This window comes from Psychrobacter aquimaris (assembly GCF_016107525.1).
GTDB classification, from domain to species: Bacteria; Pseudomonadota; Gammaproteobacteria; order Pseudomonadales; family Moraxellaceae; genus Psychrobacter; species Psychrobacter aquimaris.
Genome location: NZ_JABASR010000003.1, coordinates 197,706 through 217,123, shown reverse-complemented (window position 1 = coordinate 217,123; position 19,418 = coordinate 197,706). Strand labels below are relative to the sequence as shown.

Sequence of the window (19,418 nt, the reverse complement as noted above, 5' to 3'; positions counted from 1 at the left end):
TGTTATTGTCAGAAGAAATTAAGTGAGAAAGGCGCTAACTGAGCACTCTCAGTACACAATAAATCCAGTACATACTAAGCGACATCACTGTAGGTAATCATCAATATGGTAAGTTTTTATAATTTTTCAGTCACGCCTCTGTACCATGTTTTACAGCGTCTGATGCGACTGTGTCGTCCTCTTTGCCTAGCCGTACCATTATGGGCTGCCAGTACGGGTTTCGCGAGTGCTGAGAGCTGGAAAGTCAACTTACAAGATGCCGATATCAAAGCCTTTATTAATGAAGTGGCAACCATCACTGACCAAAACTTTGTCCTTGATCCGCGTATCAATGGCAATGTGACGGTAATTTCCAACAAAGCCTTGTCCCGTGACGAAATCTATCAGCTGTTTTTGAGTGTGATGCAAGTCAATGGTATTGCCGCGATTGACTCGGGAACGACCATTAAACTGGTGCCAGATAATGTCGCCAAACAATCTGGCGTAGCCGTTGATTTACGCGGTGACAGTGTTGGTGAAGCGTTAGCTACTCGTGTTATTTATTTGACCAATACCCAAGCCGCAGAAGTATTGGGTGTCATCCGTCCGCTCATGCCCCAGTCGGCTCATGCTGCCGCTGTGCCTGGTGTCAACGCCTTGGTATTGTCCGATCGTGCAGATAGCCTTAATCAGCTGACGTCACTTATCCGTGATTTAGATAGCAACGTCAATGACAGTTTGCAAGTGATACCACTACGTCACGTCGATGCTGAACGTATGATGGAGTTGATTAGCGCCTTGGTTGCAAGCGCTGGTAGCGGGCAAGCACCAGGTGGTAACAACCAGCTTAAAGTCATTGCTGACACCTCTAGCGATAGATTGTTGGTGAAAGGCAGTCCGGAGATGATTGCTAAAGTCAAAGAGATGGTCAATCAATTGGACACCACGCCTACAAGGCGTTTGAGTGGTCTGCGTGTTTTTCGATTAAAATACGCCAGTGCGGGTCATATTGCAGACATGCTACGTGGATTGCTCGCCAATCAATCTATTAATAGCTCTGGAGCAACGTCCTCATTAGAGTCGGCATCATTGAACGAGTCTAGTAGCACGGGCGCTACCTTGACTAATGAGTCTGGTGGTAGTACTAATACTAATAACAACGCGACGACCTCAGCGACTTCTGGTACCAATTCGAGTAGTACAGGTGTTGGCGGTCGACCTTTTAGTATTATCGCTGATGAAACCCAAAATGCCGTTATCGTCAATGCGGCACCTGAGCTGATGTTTGAGATTGAAGATGCGGTCAATCAGTTGGATAATCGCCGCGCGCAAGTATTGATTCAAGCGGCTATTGTAGAAGTATCAGGTGATGATGCTACCCAGCTAGGTGTGCAATGGGCGCTCGGCAATGCCAATAGCGGCTACGGAGTCGTCAACTTCAATAACGTAGGCGCGAGTGCTGCATCACTTGCCGCGGCGGCATTGTCAGGTGGCGGTGCCGCCAGTATCAGTGCCGCAGCAGGCTCGATAGCTGGTGCTTTGATTGGCATTGGTAATAGTAGTAAAGACAGTCAGGGAAACACCCAGTTTTATGGAGCTATCTTGCAAGCGCTTGATTCTTCTACCAGTGCCAATCTGCTGTCTATGCCATCAATTTTGACGTTGGACAACGAAAAAGCCAGCATTTTAGTGGGTCAAAACGTGCCTTTTGTTACAGGCTCCTTTACCACCAGTGGCAACGATTCTAGCAACCCCTTTCAAACCATTGATCGTCAGGACATTGGTATCAACCTAAATGTCATTCCTCACATTGGTGACAATGGCACCGTACGCTTGGAGGTCTCGCAAGAAGTCTCATCGGTGGTACCAGGCAGTACGGGTAACGCCAGTGGTTTGATCACCAATAAAAGCCTCATCAATACGACGATTCTAGCCGATGATCAGCAGACCATTGCTCTTGGTGGCTTGATGCGTGACAACAGCACCACACGTCAACAAAAAGTCCCAGGTCTAGGAAATGTCCCAGTGATTGGTAGGCTATTTCGCTCTGATAATGACAGCACCCAAAAAAGCAACCTAATCATATTTTTACAGCCCACTATCCTACGTGATGGCGGGGCAGTCGCCAGCGTCACCGAGCGTAAATTCAACCAAATGCGCGTTCTGCAACTGGTCATTGATAAAAACGGTACCATTAAACAACTGCCATTGAGTGGTACGGAAGGTTGGAATGGCAACGTTAGCGCAGATTATGAATTGATGCCGCTCAATCCCCTTATTCCTAAGCGCGATCAGGCAGCAAAGTCTGAGTCTCAAGGTTTCACCAAAGTAGACAGTCCCAATAATGGTATGACAACTTATCCTTTAAATCGTTAAGAACTCAAAAAAGCGCTTTATCAATGACGCATTAATAAAGTGCTCACCTTCTATTCTTATAGCATATAGAAGTACGGTGTAATAAATAAGCGTCGCACCGTACATTAGTTTGCGTATTCATAACACAGATAAACATAGCAGTTTTTATATCGCAGTATACTAATGAATAATCAGTAGTAAATGTGAACACTTGCTGATAAATATCGCAGATGATGATATAAATGTAGAGGCGAAAGCAGTGACGAATCATACAAATATTAAAAAGTGGTTTTTGTTGGCAGTGGCTGCTACCGCCTTATTGGTGATTCCTCGGCGCAGCAGTAGAAAAGCTGATACCAAACCGTTAGATAAGAAAAATGTAAAAGATAGTCATGATATCAAGACTGAACACACCGTTGTAAGTAGTGACGATATCAATAAAGAATAGGGCATGTTCAATAAAAGTGCTTTGAATAATTGAAGGTCTTTTTGCTTTTTAAAGGCTCTTTTATTAACTGGATTTTTTAATTGTCTAAACCACCTCAAATAAAGTAGCTATACGAAAAAGGTAGCCACACTAAAGTAATCGTTAATATGATTATTTATAAAAATGACAAACCACGGAATACCCCGCTTAAAAACATTAATTTTGGAGTCTATCAATGACCCCTATAGATTCATCTAAGATGACCAAACAGCCATTACCTACTATTTATCCTCTCATTGACACGCATACTCATTTTGATGCCCCGATATTTGATGATGATAGAGAAATACTGGCGCAGCAGGCCCATAAGCAAGGTATACGCCATATCGTATTAGTGGGTTATCTATATCAGCATTTCGAGCGGATGTATGAGACTGAGCGCTTGTTAAATAAGCTGTCATTACCTACGACAGTTAATATCGATCGACAAAAGGTGTCACATTTTAGTAGCCATGTTGCGGTTGGTTTGCATCCTTTTTATATTACACAGCATACTGACAACCATTTAACGGCTATGGCAAAAAGGATTGCTGATCAACGCCCATTAGCAATCGGTGAGATTGGCTTAGATACCTTTACTGAGGCAATGAAAACGCCTGACATATTTGCTAAGCAAGTACGATTTTTTAAGTCGCAATTGGACATGGCGGTGACCCATCAGCTACCAGTGATGCTACATATTCGTAAAGCACATGCAGAAGCATTAGCCATACTAAAAGCGCATGATTACGATGCGCACAAGCTTGGTGGTATTGCCCATAGCTTTAGCGGTGGTAAGCAAGAAGCCAAAGCATTTGTTAAATTAGGCTTTAAGCTTGGGGTTACCGGTCAAATCACTAATCCCAATGCTAAGAAACTGCGCCGCGCTATTCAAGCAGCGGTTGATAGCTATGGGGTTGAATGTTTGGTGATAGAAACAGATTGCCCTGATATGACGCCTATTATGTGTCAAATATCAGACCATAATTCATCAGTGCCAACTCAAAGTTCAGACCAGGAAAGGGGTAATGCGCCGGTACATAATAGAAATGTACCGGCCAATCTGCCATGGGTGTTGCTAAGCTTAAGTGAATTGCTCAATGTATCACCCACCAGTCTTGCTAAGCAATTGTGGCACAACAGTTGCTGTGCTTTGCAAACAAAATGGGTTTATCCGTTATAGTAGAGTCGTACATCTTGGTTAATTATGGTTTATTGTATTGCTAGCCATTGATATGATAGTGAATGAAATAGCCGTGAATAAAGAAATTGAAGTAATATAAGAGCCATCAAAATAATTTAAAAGAGCATTTAATCTGTTATGAATGAAACACAACCATTTGAGCAAACAATGACAGAGTCAGTTGGCACCGAAGACTTTACAAAAGCAGAGCTGAGCGAAGAAAGTGTACAATATGAGCGCCGTTTTCAAGGTACGCGCACTCTTTATGGTACGACAGCTGTCACTACTTTTGCTGATGCGCATGTATACGTTATCGGAGTAGGAGGCGTTGGTTCTTGGGCAGCTGAAGCTTTGGCGAGAACGGCAGTGGGTACCATTACCTTGATTGATTTGGACGTACTGGTGGCCTCCAATGTCAATCGGCAGTTGCCTGCACTAGATAGCACCTTTGGTCAGAGTAAAATTGCAGCGATGGCTACCCGTATTCGTGAGATAAATCCCAAAGTAACGCTAAATTTGATCGATGATTTTTTAACCGTAGAAAACGTCGCCACTTTATTGCCAAGTCGCGATGAAGCAAAAGCCGCTATTGCCCAAGGCAAACCTATGGTGATTTTGGACTGCGTAGATGATATGAATGCCAAGCTTGCTATCGCGCTACATTGTCGTTTTAATAAACTAAAACTGGTCTGTGCAGGCGGGGCAGGTGGTAAGATAGACCCTAGTCAGATTCGGGTGAGCGATTTGCGTGACAGCTATCAAGATCCTTTGCTTGCCAAATTACGCAATAAGCTGCGCCACGAAAAAGGCATTAATAGTACATTAAAAGAGAAGTTCGGTATCAAATGTGTCTACTCTACAGAGCCACCGCGTGTAGATAAAAGTTGTCAGGCGGGCGGTTTGCAGTGTGGTGGTTACGGCTCAGCAGTAGTGGTCACATCGGTGGTTGCGATGATTATGGTGAGTGAAGCATTACAATTATTAATAAAACAGGCGGGTCTTAAGCCAAGCGTCTGATCTTATTTAATGGAGTCTATCTTGTCTATATTTAACGCACCTAAACACAGCTATCCAGTAGCAGTAGATGAAGCAGAACGCATCAATAAGCTTAGGAAGTATAATGTGCTCAACGATAATGATGAGCCTGCATTTCAGCGTCTGATAGATCTGGCTAAGCTGTTTTTTGATGTACCAGTCGTGGCCATTACTTTCATGGATGAAGAAACACAGTATCTAAAGTCTGTTCAAGGACTGGGCGGTGTTTGTCGAACGACGCGTGAAGTGGCTATTTGTAATTATACCGTACTCTCTAACGAGGTCTTTGTGGTGGCGGACTTGATCGAAGACAGTCGTTTTAGCCAAAACTTATTAGTGACAGAATCGCCTTATCTACGGTTTTATGCTGGTGCGCCAATTATCTTGCATGAGGATAATAAAAGCTATCGTTTGGGCTCGCTGTGTGTGATGGATATGAAGCCCAATCATGACTTTAATGAGCAGCAAGCAAAAGTATTGGCGCAATTTGCGATGATGGCGGCAGATGCCTTGCAGCTACAGGACAAGCAGCGTGATGCCAAACATGCCAATGAGATGAAGTCAGACTTTTTGGCTAATATGAGTCATGAAATCCGTACACCGATGAATGGTATTATTGGTATGGTCGAGATGCTTGGTGAAACCAAACTTAGCAGTGAACAACAAGAATACGTGGACAATATCAAAGTTTCCAATGAGCATTTGATGGCGATTATTAACGGGATTTTAGACTTATCGAAAGTAGAGTCTGGAAAAATGACCATTGATTCTATTCCTGTTAACTTATCCGCATTATGTAATGAGGTGGTCAGCCTCTTTGCTATCAAAGCACGTCAGCGTGGGCTCATTTTAGATTATCATTATACCGAGTCGTTATCGCCTTATGTACAAGGCGATCCTGTACGCCTCAAACAAATTTTAGCGAACCTCGTCAATAATGCGATTAAATTCACTCGTGAAGGCGGGCGAGTCAGTCTTGAGGTCAAGCATGTACCCAATTGTCATTGTGATGATTTTGACGATGACAACGACAGCATTAATAGATATCGCGCTCAAGGTATTTCAGAAAGCGATCTGAATAAAATAACGGCTCAAGAAGCTATCAATAATGCAATCTATCATGACGTCATGACTATATGCCTCGAAGTCACAGATACGGGTGTTGGTATTAAAGCTGAGTCATTAGATGCAATATTTGATGCATATGACCAAGCAAACAAATTCACACACCGTCTTTATGGTGGCACTGGTCTTGGACTCTCTGTTTGTAAGTCTTTGGTTAATTTGATGGGTGGTTATATCGATGTGGATAGTGAAGTGGGTGTCGGAACTACTTTTAGTGTTTTCTTGCCTCTAACGACTATTGATGAAAACCAATATGAGATGTGGCAAAATTCAAACGACTTTACTATGATTGAGCCGACCCATGAGCGTGCCGGTCATATATTGTTGGTTGAAGACGATACCGTCAATGCCATTATCGCTAAAAAAGCCTTGAATAATAGTGGTCATACGGTCACGCATGTCACTGATGGACAGCAAGCCATTGAGATTTTTGCACTCTCACCTGAGCGCTATGATGTCATTTTAATGGATCATCACATGCCTATTTTAGATGGCGTACAGGCCACGATTAAATTGCATGAACTCTACGATCCTCAATCATTGCCACCTATTATCGCTTTGACTGCCAATGCAATGGATGGTGAGCGCGAAAAGTATTTAAAAGTTGGGATGCAAGATTATTGTACCAAGCCTTTTAAACAAGAGCAGTTGAATGCATTGGTGCAATATTGGCTGATACAGAAACATTCATCAGCAGAAGAGTAGGGGTTTGGCAGAAGACATTGATAGAAGTTTATCTATCATCGCTTTCATCAATAGTACATCCACTATAAAAAATAACAGCGTGAACCTTGCTTGAAATACGCCATATAGACTTTTACTCGGTCGTTTTGGAATATTTTTCAATCAAATCAACTATAGAGACAATATTTATAAACACAAAAAAAGCTGAACCGCTTTATCCGTGGTTCAGCTTTTTTATGAAATAACAGCTAGAGGCTAGCTGTTAAGTCCTATTATATCGAGCGCTATGACGTTTACATGCTACTGGCTAACGCGAGTTTGATAGTCACCCGTGCGAGTATCAACACGCACGACTTCGTCTTGTTGTACAAACAATGGCACACGGACAACAGCACCTGTCTCTAGCTTGGCAGGTTTGCCGCCACCACCTGAAGTATCACCACGCACACCGGGATCTGTTTCGGTGATTTGCAACTCAACAAAGTTAGGCGGTGTTACTGAAAGAGGAGTACCGTTGAATAAAGTGATGGTACATAGTGCATTGCTGTTTTCTTTTAGCCACTTTATTGAATCACCCATCGCTGTTTTGTCCGCTTGAATCTGCTCAAAACTTTCAGGGTGCATGAAATGCCAAAACTCACCATCGTTATATAGATAGTTCATTTCAGTGTCCATTACATCAGCAGCTTCTAAGCTATCGCCTGACTTAAAGGTTTGTTCCAATACTTTACCACTACGAAGATTGCGCAATTTGACACGGTTAAAGGCTTGGCCTTTACCTGGTTTGACAAACTCGTTTTCAAGAATGGCACAAGGGTTGCCATCGAGCATGACTTTTAGACCAGCTTTAAATTCATTAGTAGAAAAACTTGCCACAAGAGACTCCTAGGGATTGTAAATATGGTGGTAGATAAGGGAATGAATAGCTTGCTGCGTTAAAATCGCTTATTACGCTAAGTGTTTAAAGGATAGGTCGTATGCTTTGATAGGCTACGCACTAAGAGCGTATAATATCGACTTTTGGGCACAGGTATTAGGTTGTCATGATAAACCATTTAATCACACAAAAAAACTGGCAAACGCAATTATCCGAGGCCATTACGTCTATTGATGAGCTGTTAAGCATTTTAAAGCTCGAATCATTGCGTGCAGAGGTTTATGTACCTAAGCATTTTGAGCTGCGCGTGCCGCGTGGTTTTGTGGCAAAAATGAGTGTCGGCGATAGTAATGATCCCTTGCTAAAGCAAGTATTGCCTGATCAACGCGAGCAGATCAAAGTAACAGGCTATGTGGCGGATCCCTTGAGCGAGAATACGCAAAACCCAGTCAAGGGTATGCTGCATAAGTACCAATCTAGAGTATTATTGACCGTTACAGGTGCTTGTGCCATTCATTGCCGCTACTGTTTTCGTCAGCATTTTGACTATAGTGCCAATATGCCGACGGCTGATGCCAAAGAAAATATCATTGATTACATTACCGCACACCCTGAGATTAATGAGGTGATTTTGAGTGGCGGTGATCCACTGAATGTGACAAATAGGCGGTTGTTTGCTTGGTTAGATACTTTAGAGTCTATTCCACAATTGACCACTATTCGATTACATACGCGCTTGCCACTGGTCATACCAGCACGTTTGGACAATGCGTTATTGACCAGACTGTCTCAAAGTCGCTGTCATATTGTGATGGTAATCCACTGTAATCATGCCAATGAAATCGATGCCTTAACAGCAGAGTATCTGCAACGTGCTCGAGCGGCTGGGATAACTTTGTTAAATCAAGCAGTTTTATTGAAAGGGATCAATGATAGCGTTGCTGTTCAAACACAATTAAGTCAGCGTTTGTTCTCTTGTGGCGTATTGCCTTATTATCTGCATGTATTAGACAAAGTTGCTGGTGCCGCACATTTTGATAATGATGAGCGGTTATCGATTGAGCTGTATTGGTCACTGTTAGCGGCACTCCCCGGTTACTTGGTGCCCAAGCTGGTGAGAGAGCTACCAAATAAACCTTTCAAAGTACCGATTGATATTTACAATGATCATTAATATAGGCACTATGGTATATTGAAAAATTAGTGAACAAAGAGTAGTTTTTAGAAGATGGGCATGCAGTTATATGGCGCTGTATACCTTAATCATTACTAAAAACAGGTGCTGTCGATTCTGATGATTGCTGCTTCTTTGTATCTTTTATCTTGTGTGGTTATAGACGGCATGGTTGAATATTTGTCCTCTGTCAAGTTACTCAAGGTTACTAGGAATACTGATGATAACTTTATCGACGTTTCAAGAGCACCTATCCTCTACAGAAGAGTCATTGCCACTAGCCTCTAAGCGATCCGCTAATGGTCAAGAAGAATATTTGTTACAACTGTTAGCAACGTTACCCTCGAAAACGCAAGCACAGCAAGCTGAACAACTAGCAAAAATACTCAAAGTATTACGTGTGGCTAATATAGATGAGTCGCAACGCCTGACACTCATGGCGACGGTGATAGACGCCTCAGATCAGTTAATTGCCACTTTGCGACAGTATTATATTTATGAGACAGGGCCGCTTAGCGACATTCAAATGGGTTATGTGGCTCAAATAAAGTCGCTATATTATTCAATGATTATGGTTTATGACAGAGTGATACGCCATAAAACCTCATTACTAAATAATCAGCGAAAATACGCTGCAAGCAATGGCTGGCAGCGTTATTTTAATGGTGATAAGTCTTCATCGACGACACTCGCCAGCGCCATTTACCAGACGCTGCTGATGTACCAAAAGCTATTGGGTGAAGAAGCACTGTGCTATCAAAAACCATCATCTTATTTATGGTGCAAAATCAATCAGCTGTATTATCTTGCCTATCAGTACCATGCGGCTGAGATTAATGTGAGTGTGACGGCAGGCGCACAGCGTGCCAAGACGGTCCATCAGCTGTACTGCCAAATTTGTTTATACAGTTTATTAAATGTACGTGCCATGCGTCGTCCCAATATTCTACTGGTCCAACGTTTGTTACCGGAATGGGCTAAGCATATTGTTGCAACGGTTGAGCCAATCACCGAGACACGCGTTTTCGTTGATTTACAAAGTGACAATCCACCAACTTATCTGACGGCTAGCTCTACGATCAACCCATACGACGATCGCTATCACTGTTTATTTATAGAAATTGCCCCGCTGGTTGAGTATCTTAAATTACGCAAACAGGCCTTAGTCAAGGAAGGGGGTGAAGGGGTTGAAAGTCACTTGCTTAATAAGATAGCGATGACGCTCAATTACCGCTATCTACAGCCGCCACTCACATTAGCGACTAAACATAGTGCGAAAGAAGACGCTGTGTTGATTACGGGCTTTAATAATATTCATTATCGGGTTAGCCATTCACATAGCTTTACCAGTTTGATCGCGATGAAAGAGCTACCAGATGAGCAGCGGCCTCGTTATGATACTGTGAATAAAAAACAAGACAGCAGCCACGTATTAACCAGCGAAACCTTTGATAGTAATGATGATTTGTCACTATTTCGTACCTTGCGATTATCACCGAAAATAGATGCTTTAAATGAAGACAGCTTTCATACAGAGATTGTTGATAAAGATAGCGTTGATAAAGATAATCTTAACGTAGTGGCTGATAATAATGATTCTGCGACGACTGCACCGCCAGCATTACAGATGATGAGCCTCTTTTTAGTCTGTCGATCTGATACAATCTCGCCGCCTGATTGGTCGATGGGCGTGGCGCGCTGGCTTAATTATGATAGCAAAAATCCAGAGATCGAGTGGCAAGTGCTCGGACATCAGCTAGTGGCTTGTGGATTGCGTTTAGAAGGTGGAGAAACGCGCAGTCGCCATTTTGTGCCAGCATTTATCCTTGGTAGAAATGAGCGGCTACAAACCACTGGTACTCTGATTGTCCCGACTTCTTACTTTCAGACCGATGATAGAGTGATTATGCGTATTAATAGCAAACAAACCCCTTTGCGTTTGGGACAGAGATTGCTGATTACGGATGAATTCAGCCAGTATGAAGTGGTACAGCTGTAGTTTATTTGAGTGGTTATAAAAAAGTCGCCAGATAGTAACGTCAATAAATACTGGCTTAAATGTTACTTCATCAATTTTTTTTGTTCAATAATGACAGTGAATAACTGTACCGAATAATGATGATAAGTTAGTCTGCAACCAGTCATATTATTGTCTATAATGATGGATCTTATTACTCTCGTTTAGACAATGCTTCTGGTTTACCAAGATGTCACCTTGATTCGGAAAATGATGCCAATCTAATAAAAATTGCTAAGCCTATTCCTGATAGTATTTTCCTTGCTAGGTTAATGCTTAGAAAAGGTGTAGGGTATCAAAACTAAAACACAAAAATAAGATCACAAGATTCAAAAGGCTTCTTATGCGTACTCAGTCCGTCTTAAACCTACTAGTCATTGATGACGATCAGCTCTACGCTGAGCGCCTTGTGCACTTACTAGGTTGCTATTATGACACCATCAATTTAGGGTTTTTGGACGATAAAGAAGAGCTATTAAAGTCACTTCGACAACCATGGGATGTCTTGGTGTTTGGCAATGCTTATGATATGAGTTTTACCGATGTAGTGGGCATCGTTCAAGAACAAAGTATTGATCTGCCTATGATCTGCCTATTCAATGAAGAGATGGCAGCATCCGCCAATAATGATGAGGGGCTACCTGATATTATTAGCGGCACGATGGTCAAATCGCTCAAAGTAGATCAAGAGATGGCAGTAGTGATGTCTATTTGCCTACAGCATGATAATTTACGCAGCCGCCGTGAGCTTAAAACGTTGCGACATGTACTCTCTGAAGCAGAACAACGCGCCAACGTCTTGATTAAAAACTCTAAAAGTGCCGTCGCCTATATTGATCAGGGTATCCATATTTTTGCCAATGATCCTTATCTTCAGCTTTTTGGTTTTGAGTCGATGAATGATGCTATAGGCGTGCCTGTCGTTGACCTAATTGCAGGCGGTGATAACGTTAAGGGTTTCAAACAGTTCTTACGTCAATTTGATAAAGGTAGCCGCCAAGAAGTCGAATTCAATTTTGAAAGTAAGCGGATGGATGGCAGTACTTTTGAAGCAAAGCTACAATTGGCAGCCGCGACCTTGGATGGCGAGCCGGTGACGCAGGTTATTATCCAACAAAACCATAATAATAGTGCGGAAGTCGCTAAGCGTTTGGCAGCCGCTGAATGCAAAGACAACCTGACAGGAATCAATAATCGCCGTGGCTTTGAAGAACAAATGGCAATCGTGTACCAGCAAGCACGTCAAGGTGTACTAACGGCTGGGCTTTTGTATATTCAACTCGATAATGTTGGTAAAATAAGAAGCAGTCTAGGTTTGCAAGGGGTAGATGCGACCGTCAAGCAAGTCGCCTATGCATTAGATGAGCTGATATCAGACGGACATGTGAGTCGTTTTAGTGATACCGCCTTTACCATACTGGTCGAGGATAAGACCACCACAGAGCTTGAAAAACTGGCTGAGCATATTGTTTCACGTATCGGTGATATGCTCATTGAAGTAGATAAGCGTACGACTAGCACTACTGTCAGTATTGGTATTGTCAAAATCGAGACCAATACCGCAGAGCCAAGTATACTGCTTGAACGCGCGATAGATGCCATTAATCAGATTATGATAGAAACCTCTAATCATGGCGGCACCTATCATTTATATGACCCAAGCGAGCATGCCAATAGTGATGATCATGCACTTGCTGAGTCTTTAATCGATGCCATTGCCAATAGCCGTTTTGAGTTATCGTTCCAGCCAATATATGATATTAACAATGACCGAAGCGACTTTTTTGAAGTATATCTGCAGTTACCATTGGCGGATGCGGACAACACGATATTGACACCTGATCAATTTATGGCAGTCGCCAAGACGCATAAATTGCTCGAAAAAATAGATCGTTGGGTGCTCATCAATGCCTGTAAAAAAGTCAATGAGGTACGTAAAACACATCCTGAAGCCAGATTGCTAGTGCAATTGACTAGTGCCTCATTGATAGACAAAAAACTGCCTAGCGTCGCCAGTCAGCTTATAAAAGCGGTGGGCGGTGCAGCTGGTGTGCTAACCTTGCAGTTCAACGAAAAGGACGTCGCAGACCATCTCACAGTGGCGAAAACTCAGTTTGCCGCCCTTCATCAAGTCAGCTGTCAGATGGGTATCAATAACTTCGGCTCTTCTGCCAAATCCATAGAGATTGTAAGTTTTGTGCAGCCAGATATGGTGCGTTTAGCACGTAGCTATGTGGATGGTATTGATTCGGCAGACAATTTAGAAACTGTCAAATCACTTATTATGCGTACTAATGAAGTCAATGTGGACGTATTGATGCCTTATATTGAAGATGCGGCGACCATGTCCGTTGCTTGGAGCGTGGGCGTGCGCTATTTACAAGGCTATTATTTAGAAGAACCCAGCAGTACGATAAAGGTTGCGACCTAAAGACATTTAGAGTGCGTTTGATATGCAACTATCAACAGTGCTTATTTATAGAATATTCTACACGGCTGAATATTTCATAAATTCTTTATGGTCATACATTACAACAGCATTACTCAAACTGTCCTATAAGCGTTGTTTATTGGCTCGATATATCCTAATAAATAACGTTATGTTTTTACAAGCAGCTGTTTAGATGTGAAGAGGGTTCCACTTTGCATGTGTTTGACCCTGACTTCATTATTTGTACTGTTCACCTATAGCTGACATTCCCCAACCAAAGATTGCCGAAAATGCCTATCATTAATAAATATCAAATAAGCAGTATATTTGCTGCTATTTTATTGCTCAGTGCTTGCGGGGAACGTACTCCACCTGATCATCGTGCTCCTGTGACATTGCCGCTCTATACGGAAGGTGATGCTGATAATGGTGCGATCATTTATCAAGATGCTTGTGGTCAATGTCATCAGCTGAATGCGGGTCTCAATAAAAAAGGTCCGCAGCTGATGAATATATACGGTGCGCCAGCCGCTGAGCTAGAAGATTACACCTATAGTGACGGGTTAAAAACATCAGGTTGGGTATGGGATGCGCAAACACTCGACCCTTATATTGCGGATGCGGAAACAGCCATGCTAGATTCAAAAATGCTGTCAAACCCGATGCCCGATGCCCAAGAACGCGCGGATGTAATCGCTTATCTGTCAACGCTTCGTGCCGCCGCACCGATAGCTGAAGATGACTCAAAATAATAGCCAATCTATGGCGTGTCCTCAATCTAAACGAAAGCGACTAAATGGGCTAAAAACGGTTAAATCTTGCCAAACCACGTCAAACGGTTGGTTAATATCTTGATATTATCTGCGCTATTCTTTTGTTTGGCTGCCATTTATCTCATTTTTATCACCATTTTCAAAATAAGAACACGCCCTAGAAACATTAATCCCATAAAAAATGAGCCAATAATTGACTATGACCCACGCAGCTATCGATAGAGCCATTACAACACCACATCAATCAGCAGCAGAGGTGATTAATACGTCGACCTTTAGCGCTGCTGACTATCGTCACAATCAGCAGAAAATTGCCCAGCTCATAACGCCGTTAAATCACATTGTGCTAGATAAGCCGCAAGTGGTTAAGCTTGCGCTTAGTGGGGTTTTGGCAGGTGGACATCTGTTGCTGCAAGATCTACCGGGTATGGGAAAGACGACGTTGGCGCAAGGCTTGGCGCAATTATTAGGCTTGAGCTTTAGTCGTGTACAGTTCACCAATGATATGCTGCCAGCAGATATCTTAGGTATGAGTATTTATGATCAAAGTAAACAGCAGTTTGAGTTTCGCCCTGGGCCTATTTTTACTCAGCTGCTACTCGCTGATGAAATTAATCGCTCTAGCCCAAAGACGCAAAGCGCGTTACTAGAAGCGATGGAAGAACGGCAAGTCACCCAAGATGGGCAAACCTATCCTTTGCCGCAGCCGTTTTTTGTCATTGCGACCCAAAATCCTCTACAGCAAGCAGGTGTCTATCCGCTCCCTGAATCGCAGCTGGATAGATTCTTACTATGCTTGTCGCTCGGCTATCCGTCACCTAACGCAGAGCGCGAGCTATTAAAAGGTCAGGATCGCCGCGAGCTACTAAAAAGACTAGATACGGTGCTTGATACCGAGGCGGTCTTATTAGCGCAACAAGGTGTTAAACAAGTTTATGTTGCGGATGTGGTCTTAGATTATCTACAGAGATTGGTCGCAAAGACACGAGCAAGCTCCGAGTATCATGGCTTATCACCGCGTGGTGTGTTGTCGCTACAGCGTGCCGCGCAGGCTTATGCGTACGTATCGGGGCATATGGAAGTGACACCTGAGGATATTCAAGCGGTGTTTGCCGCGGTCACGGATCATCGTCTCGGTCAGCGTTTTGTCCCAGCTCATGTGACTGGTGGGCAAGCGACGCAGACCATCGCACAACGTATATTAGCAGAAGTGCCGGTCATCGTTTAGCAGTCCATGTCCGCAGTTCAAACCGTGATTCGATACATGGCACCATCTTCGAACCTATTATCCGAATACTAATCACATAGTCAATTACATGGCAAGAATAGGGTAGTCATGAGCTTTTTACCAAAGGCCTTAACCGTACCAATCAAGTCAGCACTTAGCCGTTGGTTTGCCTCACGTGCACCCAAAAATGACAGTGCTGCCCTCAATCTACGTAATGTCTATATTTTTTTTAGTCGTGAAGGCCTGCTGTTTGCCGTGCTATTAGTGATTACTTTTATTGCGGGTATCAACTATGGCAACAACTTGGTGCTTGGCTTGTGTTTTTATCTTGTCAGCGTCTGGTTGATTAGCTTTCATGTCACTTTTGCGCACATATCAGGTCTACAAGTGCGTTTGCTAGAAGTAACTATGACAGAGGCAGGTACTCCTGCCTTGGTTACACTGCAACTGAACAGTGAGAGTCGTCAACCAAGACGGCAGTTATTGTTTGAATTTGAGCAATCAGCTGACCAAAAGGGTAAAAGTAGTACGAATGGGTACAGCGCCATGCTCATCACGAAGTTACAAGGTGAGCAGATTATCCGACTCCCTGTCCAGACCTACAACCGTGGTCAATTTGAATTACCAAGGCTAAAAATTAAAACGGTTTATCCTTTAGGAATCATGCGTGCTTGGTCTTATGTCTATTTTGCGCGTAAGGCTTGGGTATATCCGAAACCTGAAGTATTTGACTGGCAAGTACAGTATTCAGTTGCAAGCTTGGAGGATCTACCAACAGGTGGGCAGTATCGACAAGGACAGGATGACTTTGAGCGGCTAGATAATTATATCGAAGGTGAGTCACTTGCGCGTGTCTCTTGGGGGCATGTGGCACGAGGTCAGGGTATGTTTACCAAGCACTTTGCGGATCCTGTGGGTCATGAGCAAACGTTAGATTATGCGGATATGCCAGCAGCACATCATGAGCAAAAACTCGCACAACTGACGTATGGGGTGATGAAATTAGGTGAACTGGGCGTGACATTTCATATGCGCTTACCAAATGACACGCATTTAGCTGCACCAATGGGTGAAGGCGATAGTTTTGCACAAGCGTGCTTGTTAAGGTTGGCGAAAGCACAATGACTAATAGGAGCAACTCTAAAAAATTCCCTACAAAGGAAGCTGAAAACACATTTATAGGTTTCCCTGAAACAAGTCCCACAAGCTTTGAGCAGTTGGCACTGGGTCAAAACGTCACTGATCGTTCTCTACAGGATAGCGCTGCCAAATGGTATCGTAAGCTATTCGCCTTGCCTGCTTATTATTGGGTACTAATTGCTCAAGTTGTCATTATCTTACCTCATGCTGCGCATTTGCCGTTTTGGTTGATAGGTTTTGCGGTGGTCAGCATCGCCGCACAGCTGCCGCCTATAAAAGCTAAGTTTAAAAAAATAGCGCATTTAAAACGTGTCTATCAAGGCATGCAAATGCTCGGCTTTTTATTGGGTTTGGCAGGTCTATGGCTGACTTACAATACGGCGTTTGGACTGGATATGGGCGTGGCATTTTTAGTGCTCTGTCTCATCAGCAAGCTGTGGGAGATGTATAAGCGGCGTGATGCTTATGTGGTCTTAAATTTATCACTGTTTGTCCTTGCCGCGCTGTTTTTGATGGATCAAGGTCTGGTTACGACTTTAGAAGTGATTGTGGGTGCGGTTATCATATTATTGGCATTTATTGCGCTCAATGATGATGGCAACACTCGCGGTGATGGTCGCTTGCGTACTTTAGGTGTGCTGGCTATTGGGGCATTACCATTATTAGTCGTGCTATTTTTGTTCTTCCCGCGTTTGCCACCATTATGGTCAGTGCAGCTATCAGGTCAGCAAGCAACCACTGGCGTTTCCGACAGTATGTCGCCCGGTGATTTTGCCAATTTGGGACAATCGACTGAGCTGGCGTTTCGGGTAGAGTTTACAGAGAATCGCCCGCCGCAACAGCAGTTGTATTGGCGCGGTTTGGTTTTTAGCGACTTTGATGGAATTACTTGGCGTCCTAGCCCTCAGCAACAACAATGGCGGCCTGCACCGCAAATGCCATCTTGGATTGAGAATGCCTTTGCAACTGTCCCTGATGAAGTAAAAGTTGCCCCTACCAGCTATGAGATTATCCTAGAGCCAACGCAGCAAAACTGGCTATTTGGACTTGATTATCCTTTTGCCCAGCGCCAAGATGTCAGTATTACTTCAAACTTTACCTTATTAAAAGATCAGCCCGTCACTCAGCAGTTACGCTATGAAGTATTTCAATTTGCACCGATGCGTATTGACCCTGTTCTTTCAGATGAGTTGCGGCGTCTGAATCTTGCCTTGCCAGATGACGGAAATCCGCAAGCACGAGCACTGGCACAGCAGTTATTTGCGCAATCAGGATCAGATCCTGTACGCTATATGGCGGCTATTGAACGCTGGATTAACCAAACAGAATTTCGTTATACACTATCACCGCCACGGCTGAATAATAACCGTATTGACGAGTTTTTATTTGAGACTAAAGCGGGGTTTTGTGAGCATTATTCTTCCAGTTTTACCTTTATGCTGCGCGCTGCGGGCATACCCGCACGCGTCGTCGCAGGCTATCAAGGTGGTGAGCTGAGCCGCGGTGGCAATGTGTGGGAAGTGCGGCAAAAGGATGCGCACGCTTGGACGGAGGTTTGGCTTGAGGGTCAAGGCTGGGTACGTGTCGATCCGACTGCTTTTGTTGCACCTGAGCGTGTCGAGCAAGGGATGGATGCGCTGACGCAGGCACGAGGAGCGGCAATGTTCGGTGATGGCACTAGCGCACAAATCAGCTATCAGCAGTATCAAATGCTACAAACCTTACGCCGCCTCTCAGATCAAGCCAGTTATTATTGGCAAAAAGACGTCGTCGGTTACGATCAGGACAAACAAGCTGACTCGCTGCTCAAATGGTTTAACATCCGCTCAGTAATGCAGCAAATTATTTGGTTGACAGCAAGTGCTATTACCGTCATGACTATTTTAGTCTTTGTCATTTGGCAACGCCGCCGCAAGCGCTGGCATCCAGCAGACCTGCCGCTTGCACAGCTATCAAAACGTATTGGTAAAGCGGATAAATCACTTGCTCGTGATGAAAGTGAAGGACAGTTGGCTTGGCTTGAGCGCTTGGCTAGGGCTGTTAATGATCGAGCCAATGATATCAATAGTGATGCAAATAGCGATGTAAATGTTTCACGTAGCACTGATAGCAGTAAAGCTTGTAAGCTAACAGATAGTGGCCATTCAGATATTGTCCAAGCAAAAATCATGCAGATGAGGCAGGACTATCGTCAACTGCGTTATGGACGTCTAAGCACACTTGAAATCAGCAATAGCGAATATCAAACTGTACTCAAACAGCTAAAGAAAGATGCGAGTGAATTATTTTGATGGCTATTTTGTGAAAGCGTTGTTTAGCACATGGTAAGAGATTAAAGATAATAAAGGAGGCCGCTCTATGGCGATATACGTAGATTTTATGCAGATAGAATTTAAAGGCTATAAATGGTGCCATATGCTGGCTGATACATTGCAAGAGCTGCATGATTTTGCCGCACTGATTGAAGTGGATAAGCGCTTATTTCACCGTAATGCCAGTTATCCGCACTATGACGTCACGGTACAAATGCGAGAAACGGCGATTGAATATGGCGCTATACCTGCTGGTCGAAAAAAGATTATCGAGTGTGCGAAGAAGTTAAAAATAGAGCTACATGATCAAAACAGAGTTATATGAGCAAGTAGCATTTTCTGAGGATTGTTAATAAGTTAATCTTTTAAGGATATAAAAAAGGTGGATTATGCTTTTGCTATTCACCTTTTTGTTTATTCAGGTTTGCACCTAAAGATTATTTCGCAACTGCTGCTTTACTAACGCCATTAAGGGCTTTTGCGATATTATCTATCTCAGTATCGCAACCTTTTATATTATGACGCTCTTTTAGATATTCAGGATTGTTGTAAGACAACCAGACCTTTTTATCGGCGTCTTCACTGATGAGGATTTTTTGTGGTAAGTCGATGGCGACGCTTTGCTCGCAATTCATCACG

General features: G+C 43.4%; 15 protein-coding genes. 13 read left to right on the top strand and 2 right to left on the bottom strand.

All coding sequences use genetic code 11. The features are described 5' to 3' along the window. The first annotated feature begins 105 nt into the window (after window positions 1–105). From gspD to JFC10_RS04200, 5 genes are all read left to right on the top strand, one after another. Entirely contained in the window at window positions 106–2,355 is a 2,250-nt protein-coding gene (gene gspD / locus JFC10_RS04220; protein ID WP_198331813.1) for a type II secretion system secretin GspD, read from the top strand. Between the two features lie 238 nt (window positions 2,356–2,593). Next, on the top strand, window positions 2,594–2,782 hold the full coding sequence (locus tag JFC10_RS04215) for a hypothetical protein (protein ID WP_198331812.1): 189 nt from the start codon (window positions 2,594–2,596) through the stop codon (window positions 2,780–2,782). Window positions 2,783–2,996: 214 nt separating this feature from the next. After that, window positions 2,997–3,983 carry a TatD family hydrolase gene (locus tag JFC10_RS04210; RefSeq protein WP_198331811.1) on the top strand — a complete coding sequence of 329 codons (987 nt, stop codon included), beginning with the start codon at window positions 2,997–2,999 and terminating at the stop codon, window positions 3,981–3,983. Window positions 3,984–4,151: 168 nt separating this feature from the next. Next, a complete protein-coding gene (locus tag JFC10_RS04205) occupies window positions 4,152–5,000 on the top strand; it encodes a tRNA threonylcarbamoyladenosine dehydratase (protein ID WP_226914530.1) in 849 nt (282 codons plus the stop codon). Between the two features lie 9 nt (window positions 5,001–5,009). Further along, window positions 5,010–6,848, top strand: coding sequence for a GAF domain-containing hybrid sensor histidine kinase/response regulator (locus JFC10_RS04200; protein WP_198331804.1), 1,839 nt, complete (start codon window positions 5,010–5,012; stop codon window positions 6,846–6,848). 279 nt (window positions 6,849–7,127) lie between these two features. On the opposite strand, the gene efp is transcribed toward JFC10_RS04200, so the two are convergent. After that, on the bottom strand, window positions 7,128–7,703 hold the full coding sequence (efp, locus tag JFC10_RS04195) for an elongation factor P (protein WP_193012364.1): 576 nt from the start codon (window positions 7,701–7,703) through the stop codon (window positions 7,128–7,130). Between the two features lie 167 nt (window positions 7,704–7,870). Between efp and epmB the strand changes: the two genes are divergently transcribed. The 8 genes from epmB (at window position 7,871) to JFC10_RS04155 (ending at window position 19,104) form a co-directional block, all read left to right on the top strand. Next, window positions 7,871–8,878: an EF-P beta-lysylation protein EpmB gene (gene epmB, locus JFC10_RS04190; protein WP_193012365.1), complete on the top strand. Its 1,008-nt coding sequence runs from the start codon at window positions 7,871–7,873 to the stop codon at window positions 8,876–8,878. Window positions 8,879–9,098: 220 nt separating this feature from the next. Further along, complete coding sequence (locus JFC10_RS04185) at window positions 9,099–10,877, top strand: hypothetical protein (protein ID WP_198331802.1); 1,779 nt, start codon at window positions 9,099–9,101, stop codon at window positions 10,875–10,877. Window positions 10,878–11,238: 361 nt separating this feature from the next. Next, window positions 11,239–13,326 carry an EAL domain-containing protein gene (locus JFC10_RS04180; RefSeq protein WP_198331800.1) on the top strand — a complete coding sequence of 696 codons (2,088 nt, stop codon included), beginning with the start codon at window positions 11,239–11,241 and terminating at the stop codon, window positions 13,324–13,326. A gap of 290 nt (window positions 13,327–13,616) precedes the next feature. Further along, a complete protein-coding gene (locus JFC10_RS04175) occupies window positions 13,617–14,078 on the top strand; it encodes a c-type cytochrome (RefSeq protein ID WP_198331798.1) in 462 nt (153 codons plus the stop codon). A gap of 220 nt (window positions 14,079–14,298) precedes the next feature. After that, window positions 14,299–15,327, top strand: a complete 1,029-nt coding sequence (locus JFC10_RS04170; protein ID WP_227685935.1) for an AAA family ATPase — start codon at window positions 14,299–14,301, stop codon at window positions 15,325–15,327. Between the two features lie 108 nt (window positions 15,328–15,435). After that, entirely contained in the window at window positions 15,436–16,452 is a 1,017-nt protein-coding gene (locus JFC10_RS04165; RefSeq protein WP_198331797.1) for a hypothetical protein, read from the top strand. Next, window positions 16,449–18,758: a transglutaminase family protein gene (locus tag JFC10_RS04160; protein WP_227685925.1), complete on the top strand. Its 2,310-nt coding sequence runs from the start codon at window positions 16,449–16,451 to the stop codon at window positions 18,756–18,758. Before JFC10_RS04165 ends, JFC10_RS04160 begins: the two co-directional genes overlap by 4 nt. Before the next feature lie 67 nt (window positions 18,759–18,825). Beyond that, window positions 18,826–19,104 (top strand): DUF4031 domain-containing protein, encoded by a 279-nt coding sequence (locus JFC10_RS04155; protein WP_198331795.1) that lies wholly within the window; start codon window positions 18,826–18,828, stop codon window positions 19,102–19,104. A gap of 112 nt (window positions 19,105–19,216) precedes the next feature. Here the strand turns inward: JFC10_RS04155 and JFC10_RS04150 are convergent, their stop codons facing one another. Beyond that, window positions 19,217–19,414: a DUF302 domain-containing protein gene (locus tag JFC10_RS04150; RefSeq protein ID WP_265089982.1), complete on the bottom strand. Its 198-nt coding sequence runs from the start codon at window positions 19,412–19,414 to the stop codon at window positions 19,217–19,219. Window positions 19,415–19,418: the final 4 nt, after the last annotated feature.

Excerpts from the sequence above, each read along its gene's own strand:
- gspD (WP_198331813.1), top strand. The coding sequence starts at position 106 with ATGGTAAGTTTTTATAATTTTTCAGTCACGCCTCTGTACCATGTTTTA.
- JFC10_RS04210 (WP_198331811.1), top strand. The coding sequence starts at position 2,997 with ATGACCCCTATAGATTCATCTAAGATGACCAAACAGCCATTACCTACT.
- JFC10_RS04205 (WP_226914530.1), top strand. The coding sequence starts at position 4,152 with ATGACAGAGTCAGTTGGCACCGAAGACTTTACAAAAGCAGAGCTGAGC.
- JFC10_RS04200 (WP_198331804.1), top strand. The coding sequence starts at position 5,010 with ATGGAGTCTATCTTGTCTATATTTAACGCACCTAAACACAGCTATCCA.
- epmB (WP_193012365.1), top strand. The coding sequence starts at position 7,871 with ATGATAAACCATTTAATCACACAAAAAAACTGGCAAACGCAATTATCC.
- JFC10_RS04185 (WP_198331802.1), top strand. The coding sequence starts at position 9,099 with ATGATAACTTTATCGACGTTTCAAGAGCACCTATCCTCTACAGAAGAG.
- JFC10_RS04180 (WP_198331800.1), top strand. The coding sequence starts at position 11,239 with ATGCGTACTCAGTCCGTCTTAAACCTACTAGTCATTGATGACGATCAG.
- JFC10_RS04175 (WP_198331798.1), top strand. The coding sequence starts at position 13,617 with ATGCCTATCATTAATAAATATCAAATAAGCAGTATATTTGCTGCTATT.
- JFC10_RS04170 (WP_227685935.1), top strand. The coding sequence starts at position 14,299 with ATGACCCACGCAGCTATCGATAGAGCCATTACAACACCACATCAATCA.
- JFC10_RS04165 (WP_198331797.1), top strand. The coding sequence starts at position 15,436 with ATGAGCTTTTTACCAAAGGCCTTAACCGTACCAATCAAGTCAGCACTT.
- JFC10_RS04160 (WP_227685925.1), top strand. The coding sequence starts at position 16,449 with ATGACTAATAGGAGCAACTCTAAAAAATTCCCTACAAAGGAAGCTGAA.
- JFC10_RS04155 (WP_198331795.1), top strand. The coding sequence starts at position 18,826 with ATGGCGATATACGTAGATTTTATGCAGATAGAATTTAAAGGCTATAAA.
- JFC10_RS04150 (WP_265089982.1), bottom strand. The coding sequence starts at position 19,414 with ATGAATTGCGAGCAAAGCGTCGCCATCGACTTACCACAAAAAATCCTC.